The sequence below is a fragment of the Actinoplanes sp. NPDC048988 genome, assembly GCF_043197815.1.
Lineage (GTDB): Bacteria > Actinomycetota > Actinomycetes > Mycobacteriales > Micromonosporaceae > Actinoplanes.
Genome location: NZ_JBICTW010000006.1, coordinates 459,736 through 473,909, shown reverse-complemented (window position 1 = coordinate 473,909; position 14,174 = coordinate 459,736). Strand labels below are relative to the sequence as shown.

The window sequence follows — 14,174 nt, the reverse complement described above, 5'->3', positions numbered from 1 at the left end:
CTTAAATGGGAGGCGTGGCCTGGCCCCGCATGGCGTCCCAGACGCGCGAGGGGGTCAGCGGCATGTCCGCGTGGCGCACGCCGAACGGCTTGAGCGCGTCCACGACCGCGTTGACGATGGCCGGCGGCGAGCCGACGGTGGCCGACTCCCCCACGCCCTTGGCGCCGATCGGGTGGTGCGGCGACGGGGTGACCGTGTATCCGGTCTCCCAGTCGGGCACCTCGAGCGACGTCGGGATGAGGTAGTCCATCAGCGAGGCGCCGAGGCAGTTGCCGTCCTCGTCGAACGCGATCATCTCCATCAGGGCCATGCCGACGCCGTCGGTGAGCCCGCCGTGGATCTGCCCCTCGATGATCATCGGGTTGATCCGGGTGCCGCAGTCGTCGACGGCGATGAAGCGCCGCACCTTCACCTGCGCCGTTCCCGGGTCGATGTCGACCACGCAGATGTACGCCCCGTGCGGGTACGTCAGGTTCGACGGGTTGTAGCAGATCTGCGCTTCCAGGCCGCCCTCGATGCCGTCCGGCAGGTCGCCGGCCCCGTGGGCGCGCATGGCGATCTGCTGGATCGTGACCGACTGGCCGGGGTCGCCCTTGACCTGGAACTTCCCCTTCTCCCATTCCAGGTCGGCCACGGTGACCTCGAGCATCGCCGACGCGATGATCTGGGCCTTGTCGCGGACCTTGCGGGCCACCAGCGCCGCCGCGGCCCCGGAGACCGGCGTCGAGCGGCTGCCGTACGTGCCGAGGCCGAACGGGGTCTGGTCGGTGTCGCCGTGCACGACCTCGATGTCGGCCGGCGGGATGCCGATCTCCTCGGCCACGATCTGCGCGAACGTGGTCTCGTGGCCCTGGCCCTGCGTCTTGACCGACAGCCGCACGACGGCCTTGCCGGTCGGGTGCACGCGCAGCTCGCAGCCGTCGGCCATGCCGAGGCCGAGGATGTCCATGTTCTTGCGCGGGCCGGCGCCGACCGCCTCGGTGAAGAAGGAGATGCCGATGCCCATCAGCTCGCCGCGGGCCCGCTTCTCCTCCTGTTCCCGGCGCAGGTCGGCGTAGCCCGCGATGTCCATGGCCAGGCGCATCGTCGGCTCGTAGTTGCCCGAGTCGTACACCCAGCCGGTCTTGGTCTCGTACGGGAACTGCTCGGGCCGGATGAAGTTCTTCAGCCGCAGCTCGGCCGGGTCCATCCCCAGCTCGTAGGCGAGGGTGTCGACGATGCGCTCGACCAGGTACACCGCCTCGGTGATGCGGAAGCTGCAGGCGTACGCGACGCCGCCCGGCGCCTTGTTCGTGTAGACCGCTGTCATCTTGCAGTACGCGGCCTCCAGGTCGTAGCTGCCGGTGAAGACGCCGAAGAAGCCGGCCGGGTACTTGACCGGCGCCGCGGTGCCGTTGAAGGCGCCGTGGTCGGCCAGCACGTTCGTACGGATAGCGAGGATCTTGCCGTCGCGGGTCGCCGCGATCTCGCCGCGCATGATGTAGTCGCGCGCGAACCCCGTACTGATGAGGTTTTCCGACCGGTCCTCCATCCACTTCACCGGCTTGCCGGTGACGATGGAGGCGACGATCGCGCACACGTAGCCGGGGTAGATCGGCACCTTGTTGCCGAAGCCGCCGCCGATGTCCGGCGCGATCACCTGGATCTTGTGCTCGGGCAGGCCGGCCACGATCGCGTAGAGGGTGCGATGGGCGTGCGGGGCCTGCGTGGTCGACCACAGGCGCAGCTTGCCCTCGATGGGGTCGAAGTCGGCGACCGCGCCGCACGTCTCCATCGGCGCCGGGTGCACGCGCGGGTAGACCACGTCGGTCTCGACCACCACGTCGGCCTTGGCGAAGACGGCCGCGGTGGCGTCCTCGTCACCGGTCTCCCAGTCGAAGCAGTGGTTGTCCGCCTTGCCCTCGAGGTCGTCGCGGATCAGCGGCGCGCCCGGCGCGAGCGCCCGGCGGACGTCGACGACCGGGTCGAGGACGTCGTACTCGACGTCGATGAGCTCGAGCGCGTCCCGGGCCTGGTAGCGGTCGTCGGCCACGACGAACGCGACCTCCTGGCCCTGGAAGCGCACCTTGTCGGTGGCCAGCACGGCCTGCACGTCGTTGGAGAGGGTCGGCATCCAGGCCAGGCCCTGCTCGGCCAGCGCGGCGCCGGTGACGACGGCCCGCACGCCCGGCGCGGCCTCGGCGGCGCTGGTGTCGATGGTGACGATCCTCGCGTGCGCGAACGGCGAGCGCAGGATCGCCAGGTGCAGCATGCCCGGCAGTTGCACGTCGTCGGTGAAGCGGCCCCGGCCGCGCAGCAGCCGCGGGTCCTCCTTGCGCAGCATCCGGCCGTAGCCGACCGGCTTCTGGTCGTTGTCGTCGAAGGTCGTGAGCTTCGGTTCCTGTACGGCCGTCATGCCTCGACCTCCTGCTTGGCGGCGGCCTCGTGAACGGAAGCCCAGCGGACCGAGCGGATGATCGTCGAATACCCCGTACACCGGCAGATCTGACCGGAGATGGCCTCGCGGATCTCGGCGTCGGTCGGGTCGGGATTCCGGTCGAGCAGGGCCCGGCAGGTCATCATCATGCCCGGCGTGCAGAAGCCGCACTGCAGGCCGTGGCACTGCCGGAACCCCTCCTGGACGGGGTCGAGCTCGGCGCCCTTGGCCAGGCCTTCGACGGTACGCACCTCGTGGCCCCCGGCCATCGCCGCGAGCACGGTGCACGACTTGACGGGCTCGCCGTCCAGCCAGACCACGCACGTACCGCAATTGCTGGTGTCGCAGCCCCAGTGGGTGCCGGTCAGGCCGAGGTGGTCGCGCAGGAAGTGCACGAGCAGCAGGCGCCCCTCGATCTCCCGGGTGACCTCGACGTCGTTGACGGTCATCGTGACCTGCATGTCAGCTCCTCGCCCGCTCGACGGCCCGCCTCAGCGTCCGCCTGGTCAGCTCGTTGGCGAGGTGCCGCTTGTACTCGGCGCTGCCCCGCTGGTCGGTGGCCGGATCGCAGCTGCGCGCGGCGATCGCCCCGGCCCGCTCGTACAGTTCCTCGGCGGGCGCGTGACCGGCCAGGGCGGCCGAGATCTCCGGGATGCCGGTCGTGTTCGGCCCCACCGCGGCCAGGCCCACCCGGGCGTCGGCGATGGTGCCGTCGGCGGCCAGCCAGACCGCGGCGCCGGCCGAGACCACGGCCCAGTCGCCGGCGCGGCGCTCGACCTTCTCGTACGCGCTGCCACCACCCGGGCGCAGCGGGATCCGGATCTCGGTCAGCATCTCGTCGTCGCCGACCGCCGTCTCGTACGGCCCGACGTGGAAGTCCTCCATGCTCACGACCCGCTCGGCGCCGCCCGGGCCGCGGATGACGCAGCTGGCGTCGAGCGTGGTGCACACAGCCGACAGGTCCTCGGACGGGTCGGCCTGGCAGAGCGAACCACCGAGCGTGCCCCGGTTGCGCACGATCGGATCGGCGATCACCCGCTCGGCGTCTCGGAAGATCGGGAACGCGGCGGCCAGCTCGTCCGACTCGAGCAGCTCCCGATGCCTGGTGAGCGCGCCGATGCGTACCTCATCGGGCGTTGTCGTCACGTAGCCCAGCTCCGCGTGGAGCGGATTGATGTCGATCAGATACTCGAAGTTGGCCAACCGCAGCTTCATCATCGGCAGGAGGCTGTGCCCACCCGCCACGAGCCGCGCTGAGCTGCCCAAACGTTCCAACAGCCCGATGGCATGGTCCACAGTGGTGGCGCGTTCGTATTCGAACGGAGCCGGCACCTGCACGATGCACCTCCCGCGATCGCGGGTGAGACTTCCTCGCCTCCTGTCCAATGTCAACAGCTACCTAAGCGATCTCTTAACTCTCAGGTGCCCTTGAGGGCCGCCTTCCGCACCTTGCCCATGGCGTTACGGGGCAGCTCGGCGACCAGGTGAACGACGCGGGGACGCTTGTGCGCGGCCAGGCGCTCGGCCACGAAGGCCGTGAGCTCCTCGCCCTGGACGGAGTCGGCGACGACGTACGCGGTGATCTGCTCCCCCAGGTCGGGATGCGGGGTGCCGACGACGGCGGCCTCGCGGACGGCCGGATGCAGCAGCAGGGCGTCCTCGACCTCGCCGGCGCCCACCCGGTAGCCGCCGGTCTTGATGAGGTCGGTGGACGCCCGGCCGACGATGCGGTGCCAGCCGTCCGGCCCGATCGAGGCGACGTCGCCGGTGGTGTACCAGTCGTCCACGCGCGGCGGCTGGTGGAGATAACCGTCGAAGAGGGTCGCCCCGCGCACCTGAAGGTGCCCGACGCCGTCGGCCTCGTCGATCAGGCGGGTCTCGACACCAGGGACGGGCAGGCCGACGTGGCCGGGACGGCGTTCACCGTCGGCGCGGGTGCTGACGGTGATGAGGGTTTCGGTCATGCCGTAGCGCTCGACCGGGGCCTGGCCGGTGAGCGCCCGGAGGTCGTCGAAGACCGGCACGGGAAGCGGGGCGCTGCCGGAGACGAGCAGCCGGGCGCTTCTCAGCTCGCGCGCCTCCGCCGGCGAGGCACAGATCCGCGACCACACGGTGGGCACGCCGAAGTACATCGTGCCGGGCGTGGCGGCGTACGCCAGCGGTGTGGGTTTCCCGGTGTGTACGAGCCGCGAGCCGATCCGAAGCGGTCCGAGCACGCCGAGAACGAGCCCGTGGACGTGGAAGAGCGGAAGCCCGTGAACGAGCGTGTCGCCGGCGGTCCACTGCCACACGTCGGCCAGCGCGTCGAGATCGGCGGCGAGGGCGGCCCGGGAGAGCACGACACCCTTGGGGGGCCCGGTGGTCCCGCTGGTGTAGAGGACGAGAGCGGCGGCCTCCGGCCCGGGTTCCTCCGGCACGTCACCGGGCGGCCGGTCGAGCGTGACGGGGAGGATGGTCCCGCCGGCACGGGGATCGTCGGCGAGCATGAGTTCGGCTCCCGAGTCCCGCAGGATGTGCGCGCGCTCGAGCTCGCCCGCGTCCGGCGGCACGGGAACGGCCTTCACGCCCGCCAGCAACGCCGCCGTGATCGCCACGACGGTCTCGACACCCGGAGTGGCATGCACAGCAACGGTTTCCGCACCGCGCAGTTCAGCGGCGAGCGCCGCCGCCCGCCCGAGAAGTTCATGCCGCGACAGACCCTGCCGGGGGTCGCGGACGAGGTCGGCGGAATCGGCGGAGTCGTGCAGAGCGTCCAGCAGCCGTGGCACGTCAGGCCTCCAGTCGGGTGAGCATCGGGCCGAGCAACTCGTTGACCTCACGAACCAGCACGGTGACGGCCCGCTCGGCGAGATCGACCATGGCCGGCCCCGGCCCGTCCGGCACGGGCGGCAGCGCCCCGAGCGGAACGGGCGCGTCGACGCTCAGCGTCGACCGCACATGCGGAACCCGGCTCAGCTCTTCCTGGGACGGCTGAAGGAACTGCCCGAACGTCTCGGGCCACCCACGCCACCCACGATCCTGCTGCCAGACCCGGTCCCCGGCCAGAGCCTCCGGCCACGGCGCCACAAGTCGAGCCTGGACGGTCAGCGACCCGTCCCACTCGTTACGCACGCACTCGGCCGACAACACCCGCCGATGCAGCCGCACATACCCCGGATCAAGATGCGGAGCGGTAGCCAGCCGCCAGGCCACACACGCGAACCCCACGGGCGAGACATCACCCCAGCAGTGCGCGAATTCCTTACCCGCGGCCACCACATGCGCGGCGAACCGCCCACCGCTCTCCCGGTCGTACTGCCGATCGATCCAAGCAACGGAAGGCATCGGATCACCCTATCCCTGTTCGCCCTCGCGGGGTCTGCCCCGGTGTCTTCGCCCAGCGCGCGGCGGTGGCCACCAACTCCGGAAGCTCGGCCGGCGTCCGTAACGCCGTGACATCGACGACCGGGATCCACCGAGCGTCGGCGACCTCCTCCGGCCGGGCGTTCACTTCGGTGTTCGTCGCGCGGCACACGTACACGAAGTCGATGTGACGGTGAGCGCCCACCTGGGAGTCGGACACGTCCATCTCGATGATCGCCCACGGCGACACATGGCCCCGGACGGCGGCGTGGACGAAGGCCGGCTCGCCGAGCACGGCCACGTGCACGCCGGTCTCCTCCAGGACTTCGCGGACGGCGGCTTCGGCCGTGGTTTCGTTCGGGTCGACGTGGCCGCCGGGGTACAGCCACAGGCCGCTCTTGTTGTGGTGCACGAGCAGCACTCGATCGTCGCCGTCGAGAACGACGGCGGAGGCCGTGAAGTGGCGAATGGTCATGGATGGTGCCTCCGACGCTCACACTCCGGCTTACGCGTCCTAGGAGGCTAGTACTTTTGGTGGACTCAGTGTGGGAGGGTGAAGGGGTGGAGCTGGAGGATCTGCGGCGGCTGCGGCGGGCCCGGGATGTGATGGATCGGGACTACGCGGAACCGCTTGATGTGCCGGCTCTGGCTCGGGTGGCTCTGATGTCGCCGGGGCACTTCTCGCGGAGCTTTCGCAGTGCGTTCGGTGAGACGCCGTACAGCTATCTCATGACCCGGCGGATCGAGCGGGCCAAAGCGCTGCTGCGCCGCGGGGACCTGTCGGTGACCGAGGTGTGCTTCGCGGTCGGCTGTACGTCGTTGGGGTCGTTCAGTTCGCGCTTCACCGAGCTTGTCGGGGAAAGCCCCAGCGCCTACCGCGCCCGCGACCATCAGGACCAGGGCATCCCGGCGTGCATCGCGAAGATCTACACCAGGCCGGTCAGGAACGGAGAAGCCCGGGCCGGGCGCGGCCGCCTAGCGTGACGGGCATGGACATCTGGGTTTCGACCTGCTTCGTCGCCGTGGACGACCATGACGCGGCGCTGACGTTCTACCGGGACGCGCTGGGGCTGCGAGTGCGCAGCGACGTCACGTACGAGGGAATGCGCTGGATCCGTCTGGGATCGCCGTCGCAGCCCGGCGTGAGCATCGTGCTCGAGCCGCTCGTCGCCGACCCCAACGCGTCGGGCGAGGACCGGCGGGCCATGGCCGAGCTGTTGGCCAAAGGGCTGCTCAAGGGGATCGTCCTGAGCACCGACGACATCGACGCGGCCTTCGAGCGGGTCCGGGCCGCGGGAGGCGACGTCCTCCAGGAGCCGATAGATCAGCCGTACGGAGTGCGGGACTGCGCCTTCCGCGACCCGGCCGGAAACCTGCTGCGGATCGCTACCTGAGTACGCGCTTGTCGACGTTCAGGGACTTCGGCAGGGCGATGGTGATCCACTCGTTGTTGTCGGCGACACCCGCCGTACGGCCGCTGGAGAACGGGAAGTTGTTGTCGTTCAGCACGGCGATGGTCTTGTCGTCGAGGATGACGACGTCCTCGATGGTCTGGAACGGGAAGGTGAACGTGGGGCCGAAACCGGCGAGCTGGCGCGGGTTCGCGACGTTCATCAGGTCGACCAGCAGGGTCTTGTCCATCACGCCGTCGCGGTTGCGGTCCCGCTTGTCGGCGATGAAGATCTTCTTGAAGAGGGCCGTGGCGCCCTGGCCGCCGTCGCGCTCGATGACCAGGAAGCGGTCCTTGTCGACGGCGATGGCGTCACCGATCGCGTTGTCCGGGTTGTCGAGCTGGTAGATGAAGCGCTTGCCGGTGTACTTGGCGGCGCGGCGGTCGAACTCGTTGAGGCGCAGCCGGCCCGCCACGTCACCGGTGACCGTGCCCTCGAGCAGCGGGTAGAGGTAGCGGCCGTCCGGGGAGGCGGCCATGCCCTCGAAGCCCTTGCTGCTGCGGGCGGTCGCGGTGACCCCGGTGCGGGCGGCGGTCTCGGGGGCGACGACGCCCTCGAGCGGGATCGGGGCGCGCAGCAGGCGGCCGGCCCGGTCGAAGTTCAGCATGAACGGGCCGAACTCGTCGCCGATCCAGTACGAGCCGTCGGCGCCCTTCACGATCGACTCGGGGTCGAAGTCGGCGCCGGTGAGGACACGGTCCGCACGGGTCAGCTTCCACGAGACGAACCCGCTGGGGTCGGACAGGGTGACCCCGCCGAGCACGTCGACCTTGTTGGTCTTGAAGACCGGGGCCAGGCGCTGGACGCGGAGCAGGAAGTCGGCCGAGCTCGCCTGGGTGCCGTACCCGTTGTCGGACAGCACGTCGAAGGTGCCGTCGCCGTTGTCGGCGATGCCGGAGAAACCCTGGACGGGCTGGTCGGCGAAGGGCAGCGTGAAGCCGTTGGTGTTGCCGGAGGCCTGCGCGCCGGACGGCTCGCTACCGGGGACGAAGGTGGCGGCCGGCAGCGAGGCGAAACCGGTCAGGGTGGGCTTGGCGACGTGCTGGCCGCCGGCGTTGGCGGTGCCGGCGAGGGTGAAAGTCAGAGCAAGCGCGCCCGAGGCGGCGAGAACGTTAGCGACCGTCTTTCTCATGAGGCTGGACGCTAAGGAGCCGGGGTTAAGCGTGATCAACCTCTTGATGGCGTCTGCGCCAATGTCTCCACTCCCCCGCCGAAACCGGCCGCGACGACCGCGGCGACGACGGTGACGGCGCGCAGCGCGTGATAGCCGCCGTGGCCCATGGTGGCGGCGACCAGATCACGGGCGACGGCGCGCGGCAGGGTCCGGCGCGCCGCGTGGTGATCGACCACCACGATGACCTCGGCCGGCCGCATCGCCTGGGCCAGGGCGGAGTCGACCGTACGCCGGAGCGAATCCCAGCGCCGTTCGGTATGGGTCGGGATGACGATGCTCGCGGTCATGAGGCCGAACGTAGAACGCGATCCGATGAATCCCACGAGAATTCGGCGCACGTTCCCTTTCGAACGTGCGCCGAATGTTTCGCGAGTGAAGTCAGCGCCAGAAAACCGCCACCGCGGCGTTGGCCAGGGTCAGCGTGATGATGCCGATGAAGTGCCCCTTGTTGACGGCCTCACGCTTACGCGGGATGAAGACCATGATGAAGATCAGGATCGCGATGACCAGCTTCACACCCAGCTTCACCGGGCTCGGCTCGTCGTCACCACCCCCACGCAGCGGCGCCGCCAGCCCGATCCCGCTGACCAGCTGGATGATCGACCCCCACAGGATCGCCGGGTTGATCCGGAACTTCCCCGACACGAATTGCGCGACCGCCCCACCGAGCAGCAGCGCGAACCCGACCAGGTGAATGAACAGCAGGATGAGCCGAAGTGCTTCCACGGGCTATGAGCTTGCCAAACCCCACCCCACCAGCCACACCCGGGGCGGATTTAATCCCTGGCGGAGGAGGACCGGGGGCCGTGGAGGGCGTGCACTGAGGGCCACATCTCCTCACCCCTGGCGAAGGGCGCCCCGATGTTCGACGACAACGGTTCCTTCCTCCTGGCGACATTCGAGTTCTTTCTGTTCATCGCCTGGTTCATGTGCCTGTTCTGGATCTTCGGCGACCTGTTCCGCAGCAAGGACCTGGGCGGATGGGCCAAGACTCTCTGGACCCTGTTCATCATCATCCTTCCGCTGGTCGGGACGCTGGTCTACCTCATCGCCCGAGGTGGCGGCATGGCCGAGCGGACCGCCGCCAGCCAGCAGGCTCTGCGGCAGCAGCAGGACGCGTACATCAGGTCGGTCGCCGGCTCCAACGGCGGGGCGCGCAGCGTGGCCGACGAGATCTCCTCGGCCAAGGGGCTGCTCGACTCGGGCGCGATCACGGCCGACGAGTACGACCGTTTGAAGGCGTCCGCCCTGGCCAAGAGCGCCGCCTGAGTTTTTGTCGGACCCCACCGCTAGCCTTCCCGGCACCAAGTTCGTGATGGGCCGGAACAAAAGGTTGGCGCATGCAGACTTCCGAGGACACCTTCGACTTCCCCGCCGGTTGGCTCAGGCACCGCTTCGCCCGCCGGGGCGGCTCCGGGCCGGCGACGTTCACGCCCGACAAGAAGGCGCGCGCGTTCGTCGATGCGGAGCTCGCCCGGCGGTCCGAGGTGGTGCTGCCGGTCCTCGAGGCTCCGGCGACGCCGGGTGATCTGCGGGCGAACGGGCTGGCCTGGCTCGACGGCAAGCCCGACGTGTCGCCGGCCGGTGCCGCCGCGGTGGCGCTGGCCGTCGTGCTCGGCAACTGGCAGGCCGGTGACAAGCTGACCGCGTTCGCCGACGTCTGGCTGGCCGAGCGGGGGCCGGTCTTCGCCGCCCTCGCGGCCGTCGAGTTCATGTCGCTCGAGACGATGCACAGTCCGGGACCGGCCCTGCCCGGCGTCGCCCAGCGTTACGGTGTGCGGCACATGCTCCCGGGAAATCAGCGGCACAGCTGGCGGGCCGACATTCCGATGCAGACCCTCTTGCGGGTACGGTCGGCGCTGGCCACGACGACCGACGAGGTGTACCAGGAAGCTGTCGCCGCCCTGGCCGGCCACCAGCACGGCCACCTTTACGCCCGGGCCGCCGCCGCCACGCTCGTGCCCACCGAGACCGCGTGGGTCGATCAGGCCATCGCCGGCACGGTCGCCACCCAGGACATGTATCTGGCGAATCTGCTGGCCGCCGCGGCCGGCGACGGGCGGCAGTTCGGCGAGCTGGCCCCGCTGACCGGCGGCTGGACGCTCTGGGGCTCGATCGCGATGCTGGCCACCATCGCCGACGGGGTGGGCGCGGCCGTCGCGCCGACGTTGTTCGGGTGGTTCGACCAGGACGCCGGTGACGCCGAATCGATCCGCCGCATCTTGAGTGTGCTGGCCGTGTTGCCCGGCGACGACGTGATGCGCGGCCTGATCGAGCGGGCCGGCCGCAAGCACGTGACTCCCTACCTGCTCGAGGCGGCCGGGCGTTACCCGCGCCGCGGGCTGCGCCTGCTCGCCGAGTCGGGCCGGCACGACGACCTGCTCCGGGCCCACCTGCTCAACCACCCCGATCTGGTCGCGGAGGTGCGGCCGGAGCTGAGCGCGGCGGCCGCGGCCCGGGTCGAGGCGATCACGGCCGAGGCCGCGTCGCTGGTCACGGCGCCGATCGAGGCGGTGCCGCCGGTTCTGGCCGATCCGCCGTGGAACCACCGGGTCAAGGCGGCCAAGCCCGTAGTCATCGCCGGGCTCAGCTGCGACGACACGCCCGCGACGGAGTGGCTGCCGGGCGAGCGCGACGCGTGGCGGGCCACCCCGATCCGCCACTACGACAAGCCGGCGGAGGGCTGGGAGGAGCTCGCCCACCGGATGGCCTCGGGTACGGCCCAGTGGAACGATCCGGTCCGGCTTCTCACCGACGGTCCCGACGAGGTAGCCCGCCGGGTGCTGCACCGTTGGCGGCCCACGTACGCGTACGACGCCGGCTCGTGGCTGCGGGTGGCCGCCGACCGGTTCGAGGCCGCCCTGCTGCCGGTGATCGTCTCGCTGGCCCGGCAGTCCCCCGGTGAGTACGCGCCGCTGCTGGCGCCCTTCACCTCGCCCGAGGTCGCCGTGCTGATGGCGGGCTGGCTGGCCCGGCTCAAGGCCACCCGGCAGCAGGCGGTGCAGTGGCTCCTGCGTCATCCTTCCGCCGCCGCGCGCGCCCTCGTGCCGGCCGCCTTGCAGAAACCCGGGCCGGCCCGGCGCGAGGCCGAGCAGGCTCTGCTCGCGCTGCACCTCAACGGTCACGGCGACGCTGTGCGGACCGCCGCGGGGTCGTACGGGACGGAGGCCGTCGCCGCGATCGGCACGCTCCTCGCCACCGACCCGCTGAGCGTGCTGCCGGCCAAGATGCCGCCGGTGCCGTCGTGGGCCGTGCCGGGCCTGCTGCCGCCGGTGCGGCTGCGTGACGGCTCGGGGGCGCTGCCGCCCGGCGCCGTGACGAACCTGGTGAGCATCCTCGCCATCTCGCGGCTCGACGACCCGTACGCCGGCCTGGCCCCGGTCCTCGAGGCCTGCGAGCCGTCGAGCCTGGCCGAGTTCGGGTGGGGGCTGTTCCAGCGCTGGCAGGCGGCCGGCGCCAACGCGAAGGAGAACTGGGCGCTGTCGGCGCTCGGGCTGATCGGCGACGACGAGACGGTCCGGCGGCTGAGCCCGCTGATCCTGGCCTGGCCGGGCGACGGCGGGCACGCCAAGGCGGTCACCGGGGTGAACATCCTGGCCGCGATCGGCAGCGACGTGGCACTCATGCGGCTGCACGGCATCGCCCAGCGGGCCAAGTTCAAAGGGCTGAAGAACACCGCGAACGAGAAGATGGCCGAGGTCGCGGCCGCGCTCGGGCTGAGCGCCGAGCAGCTCGCCGACCGGCTGGTGCCCGACTTCGGGCTCGACGCGGCGGGCAGCCTGCGGCTCGACTACGGCGGCCGGGAGTTCACGGTCGGCTTCGACGAGCAGTTGCGGCCGTACGTGGCCGACGCGGCCGGCAAGCGGCTCAAGGCGCTGCCCAAGCCGGGGGTGCGCGACGACGCGGAGCTGGCGCCACAGGCGTACAAGCAATTCTCCGCTTTGAAAAAGGACGTGCGGACCGTCGCCACCGACCAGGTCCGGCGCCTGGAGCAGGCGATGGTTTCCGGCCGCCGGTGGAGCGCCGGGGAGTTCCAGCAGCTGTTCGTCGGCCATCCGCTGCTGTGGCACATCGTGCGGCGGCTCGTGTGGGCGGTGTGGCATTCCGACGGCACGCCGGCCGGCGCGATCCGGGTGGCCGAGGACCGGACGCTCTCCACCGTGGCGGATGAGGAGACGACCCTGCCCGAGGACGCCACCGTGGGCGTGGCCCACCCGTTGCATCTCGGCGGCGACCTGGCCGCCTGGTCGGAGCTCTTCGCCGACTACGAGATCCTGCAGCCGTTCCCGCAGCTGAGCCGCTCGACGTTCGCGCTCAGCGGCGAGGAGGCCAATACCAGCCGGCTCACCCGCTTCGAGCAGGTCACCGTGCCCACCACCAAGCTGCTCGGGCTGGAACGGCGCGGCTGGCGGCGGGAGACGCCGCAGGACGCGGGCATGCAGAGCCGCTTCGAGCTGGCCGTCGCGGCCGGCGTCGAGGTGGCCGTCGAGATCGAGCCCGGCATCGCGGTCGGGTACGTGGGCGAGTTCGGCGATCAGAAGATCACGATGGTGATGCTGCACAACGGCACCGGCAGTCGCTGGCACAGCGACCCGCGCGGCCAGCTGGCCCTGGGCGAGCTCGACCCGGTGGTCGCGTCCGAGATCATCCGCGACCTCACGGAGGTGACCGCGTGAGCCTCACCGAGATCGAGGTGACCGACCCCGCCGACAGCGTGCAGCGGCCGCCGGCCGAGGTGCGCTTCGCCGCCGAGCTGGCCCGGCTGCGCGCGGCCGACAGCGCGGCCCGGCCGCCGGGCTGGGTGCTGAGCGTGCAGGCGGCCCGCCGGTTCGTCGTGGGCGACCCGGCGCTGAAGGTGAGCCGCAAGTTCGTCGGCGACCCGTCGCTGATCGACCGGGCGCTGATCACGCTGGCCACCAGCCGCGGGCTGATGCTGGTGGGCGAGCCGGGCACGGCCAAGTCGCTGCTGTCCGAGCTGATCGCGGCGGCGGTCAGCGGCGACTCGACGCTGACCATCCAGGGCGGCGCGGCCACGACGGAAGACCAGATCCGCTACTCGTGGAACTACGCGCTGCTGGTCGCCGAGGGGCCGTCCACCCGCTCGCTGGTGCCGGCGCCACTGCTGCGCGGCATGGCCGAGGGGCGCACGGTCCGGTTCGAGGAGATCACCCGCTGCCCGCTGGAGGTGCAGGACTGCCTGCTCTCGCCGCTGTCGGACCGGGTGCTGGCCATTCCCGAGCTGACCGGGCCGGAATCGATGGTGTTCGCCCGCGACGGCTTCAACATCATCGCGACCGCCAACACCCGCGACCGGGGCGTCAACGACATGAGCTCGGCCCTGAAGCGGCGCTTCAACTTCGAGACGGTCTTCCCGATCGCCGACTTCGCGACCGAGCTGACCCTGGTGGCCGACGAGGCGGCCCGGCTGCTGGCCCGCTCCGGAGTGACGGCGGAGCCCCGCCGGGACGTGCTCGAGGTGCTGGTGACGACGTTCCGCGAGCTGCGTACGGGCGAGACGGCCCGGGGTGACTCGATGGACCGGCTGTCGGCGGTGATGAGCACGGCCGAGGCGGTGTCGGTGGCGCACGCGGTCGGGTTGCGGGGCTGGTTCCTGCGCGGCGAGCCCGGCAACGCCGAGGACATCGTCGCCTGCCTGGCCGGCACGGCGGCCAAGGACAACGCGGAAGATCTCGCCAAGCTGCGCCGCTACCTGGCCCAGCAGATCACCTGGCGGGACGGCAACCAGTGGCAGGCGCTGCACCAGGCCCGCCACCTGCTGCCGGGCTGAGCC

14 protein-coding genes are annotated in these 14,174 nt (G+C 70.8%); 5 read left to right on the top strand and 9 right to left on the bottom strand.

The window, feature by feature from the left end; genetic code table 11:
- Window position 1 precedes the first annotated feature (1 nt).
- The 6 genes from ACGFJ7_RS22775 to ACGFJ7_RS22750 form a co-directional block, all read right to left on the bottom strand.
- Window positions 2-2,395 carry an aerobic carbon-monoxide dehydrogenase large subunit gene (locus ACGFJ7_RS22775; RefSeq protein ID WP_360258682.1) on the bottom strand — a complete coding sequence of 798 codons (2,394 nt, stop codon included), beginning with the start codon at window positions 2,393-2,395 and terminating at the stop codon, window positions 2-4.
- Window positions 2,392-2,877 carry a (2Fe-2S)-binding protein gene (locus ACGFJ7_RS22770; protein ID WP_360258685.1) on the bottom strand — a complete coding sequence of 162 codons (486 nt, stop codon included), beginning with the start codon at window positions 2,875-2,877 and terminating at the stop codon, window positions 2,392-2,394. The genes ACGFJ7_RS22775 and ACGFJ7_RS22770 overlap by 4 nt, the downstream gene beginning before the upstream one ends.
- A 1-nt stretch (window position 2,878) precedes the next feature.
- Window positions 2,879-3,748 (bottom strand): FAD binding domain-containing protein, encoded by an 870-nt coding sequence (locus ACGFJ7_RS22765; protein WP_392643637.1) that lies wholly within the window; start codon window positions 3,746-3,748, stop codon window positions 2,879-2,881.
- A gap of 86 nt (window positions 3,749-3,834) precedes the next feature.
- Window positions 3,835-5,184: an AMP-binding protein gene (locus ACGFJ7_RS22760; RefSeq protein ID WP_392643608.1), complete on the bottom strand. Its 1,350-nt coding sequence runs from the start codon at window positions 5,182-5,184 to the stop codon at window positions 3,835-3,837.
- 1 nt (window position 5,185) lies between these two features.
- Window positions 5,186-5,740 carry a hypothetical protein gene (locus ACGFJ7_RS22755; protein WP_392643606.1) on the bottom strand — a complete coding sequence of 185 codons (555 nt, stop codon included), beginning with the start codon at window positions 5,738-5,740 and terminating at the stop codon, window positions 5,186-5,188.
- Between the two features lie 4 nt (window positions 5,741-5,744).
- Window positions 5,745-6,233 carry an NUDIX hydrolase gene (locus tag ACGFJ7_RS22750; RefSeq protein ID WP_392643604.1) on the bottom strand — a complete coding sequence of 163 codons (489 nt, stop codon included), beginning with the start codon at window positions 6,231-6,233 and terminating at the stop codon, window positions 5,745-5,747.
- A gap of 131 nt (window positions 6,234-6,364) precedes the next feature.
- On the opposite strand from ACGFJ7_RS22750, the gene ACGFJ7_RS22745 reads away from it, so the two are divergent.
- Both ACGFJ7_RS22745 and ACGFJ7_RS22740 read left to right on the top strand, forming a co-directional pair.
- Window positions 6,365-6,742: a helix-turn-helix transcriptional regulator gene (locus ACGFJ7_RS22745; RefSeq protein WP_392643635.1), complete on the top strand. Its 378-nt coding sequence runs from the start codon at window positions 6,365-6,367 to the stop codon at window positions 6,740-6,742.
- Window positions 6,743-6,747: 5 nt separating this feature from the next.
- Complete coding sequence (locus tag ACGFJ7_RS22740; RefSeq protein ID WP_360258697.1) at window positions 6,748-7,152, top strand: VOC family protein; 405 nt, start codon at window positions 6,748-6,750, stop codon at window positions 7,150-7,152.
- Here the strand turns inward: ACGFJ7_RS22740 and ACGFJ7_RS22735 are convergent.
- The 3 genes from ACGFJ7_RS22735 to ACGFJ7_RS22725 all read right to left on the bottom strand — a co-directional run bounded on the left by ACGFJ7_RS22735 (window position 7,145) and on the right by ACGFJ7_RS22725 (window position 9,109).
- The gene (locus ACGFJ7_RS22735) at window positions 7,145-8,341 is read right to left on the bottom strand and encodes an esterase-like activity of phytase family protein (protein ID WP_360258700.1); all 1,197 of its coding nucleotides are present in this window, start codon (window positions 8,339-8,341) and stop codon (window positions 7,145-7,147) included. The genes ACGFJ7_RS22740 and ACGFJ7_RS22735 overlap by 8 nt on opposite strands.
- Before the next feature lie 35 nt (window positions 8,342-8,376).
- On the bottom strand, window positions 8,377-8,670 hold the full coding sequence (locus ACGFJ7_RS22730) for a glycosyltransferase (protein ID WP_392643603.1): 294 nt from the start codon (window positions 8,668-8,670) through the stop codon (window positions 8,377-8,379).
- 91 nt (window positions 8,671-8,761) lie between these two features.
- Entirely contained in the window at window positions 8,762-9,109 is a 348-nt protein-coding gene (locus ACGFJ7_RS22725) for a hypothetical protein (protein WP_360258706.1), read from the bottom strand.
- A 135-nt stretch (window positions 9,110-9,244) separates the two neighbouring features.
- Between ACGFJ7_RS22725 and ACGFJ7_RS22720 the strand changes: the two genes are divergently transcribed.
- The 3 genes from ACGFJ7_RS22720 (at window position 9,245) to ACGFJ7_RS22710 (ending at window position 14,171) form a co-directional block, all read left to right on the top strand.
- A complete protein-coding gene (locus ACGFJ7_RS22720; RefSeq protein WP_360258709.1) occupies window positions 9,245-9,652 on the top strand; it encodes a PLD nuclease N-terminal domain-containing protein in 408 nt (135 codons plus the stop codon).
- A 71-nt stretch (window positions 9,653-9,723) separates the two neighbouring features.
- Complete coding sequence (locus ACGFJ7_RS22715) at window positions 9,724-13,059, top strand: DUF4132 domain-containing protein (RefSeq protein ID WP_392643601.1); 3,336 nt, start codon at window positions 9,724-9,726, stop codon at window positions 13,057-13,059.
- Window positions 13,056-14,171: an AAA family ATPase gene (locus tag ACGFJ7_RS22710; protein ID WP_360258715.1), complete on the top strand. Its 1,116-nt coding sequence runs from the start codon at window positions 13,056-13,058 to the stop codon at window positions 14,169-14,171. Before ACGFJ7_RS22715 ends, ACGFJ7_RS22710 begins: the two co-directional genes overlap by 4 nt.
- The last annotated feature ends 3 nt before the right edge of the window (window positions 14,172-14,174 follow it).

Bases quoted from the DNA above. Each gene is read 5' to 3' on its own strand.
- ACGFJ7_RS22730 (WP_392643603.1), bottom strand. From the start codon at position 8,670: ATGACCGCGAGCATCGTCATCCCGACCCATACCGAACGGCGCTGGGAT.
- ACGFJ7_RS22720 (WP_360258709.1), top strand. From the start codon at position 9,245: ATGTTCGACGACAACGGTTCCTTCCTCCTGGCGACATTCGAGTTCTTT.
- ACGFJ7_RS22770 (WP_360258685.1), bottom strand. From the start codon at position 2,877: ATGCAGGTCACGATGACCGTCAACGACGTCGAGGTCACCCGGGAGATC.
- ACGFJ7_RS22775 (WP_360258682.1), bottom strand. From the start codon at position 2,395: ATGACGGCCGTACAGGAACCGAAGCTCACGACCTTCGACGACAACGAC.
- ACGFJ7_RS22755 (WP_392643606.1), bottom strand. From the start codon at position 5,740: ATGCCTTCCGTTGCTTGGATCGATCGGCAGTACGACCGGGAGAGCGGT.
- ACGFJ7_RS22740 (WP_360258697.1), top strand. From the start codon at position 6,748: ATGGACATCTGGGTTTCGACCTGCTTCGTCGCCGTGGACGACCATGAC.
- ACGFJ7_RS22735 (WP_360258700.1), bottom strand. From the start codon at position 8,341: ATGAGAAAGACGGTCGCTAACGTTCTCGCCGCCTCGGGCGCGCTTGCT.
- ACGFJ7_RS22745 (WP_392643635.1), top strand. From the start codon at position 6,365: ATGGATCGGGACTACGCGGAACCGCTTGATGTGCCGGCTCTGGCTCGG.
- ACGFJ7_RS22715 (WP_392643601.1), top strand. From the start codon at position 9,724: ATGCAGACTTCCGAGGACACCTTCGACTTCCCCGCCGGTTGGCTCAGG.
- ACGFJ7_RS22750 (WP_392643604.1), bottom strand. From the start codon at position 6,233: ATGACCATTCGCCACTTCACGGCCTCCGCCGTCGTTCTCGACGGCGAC.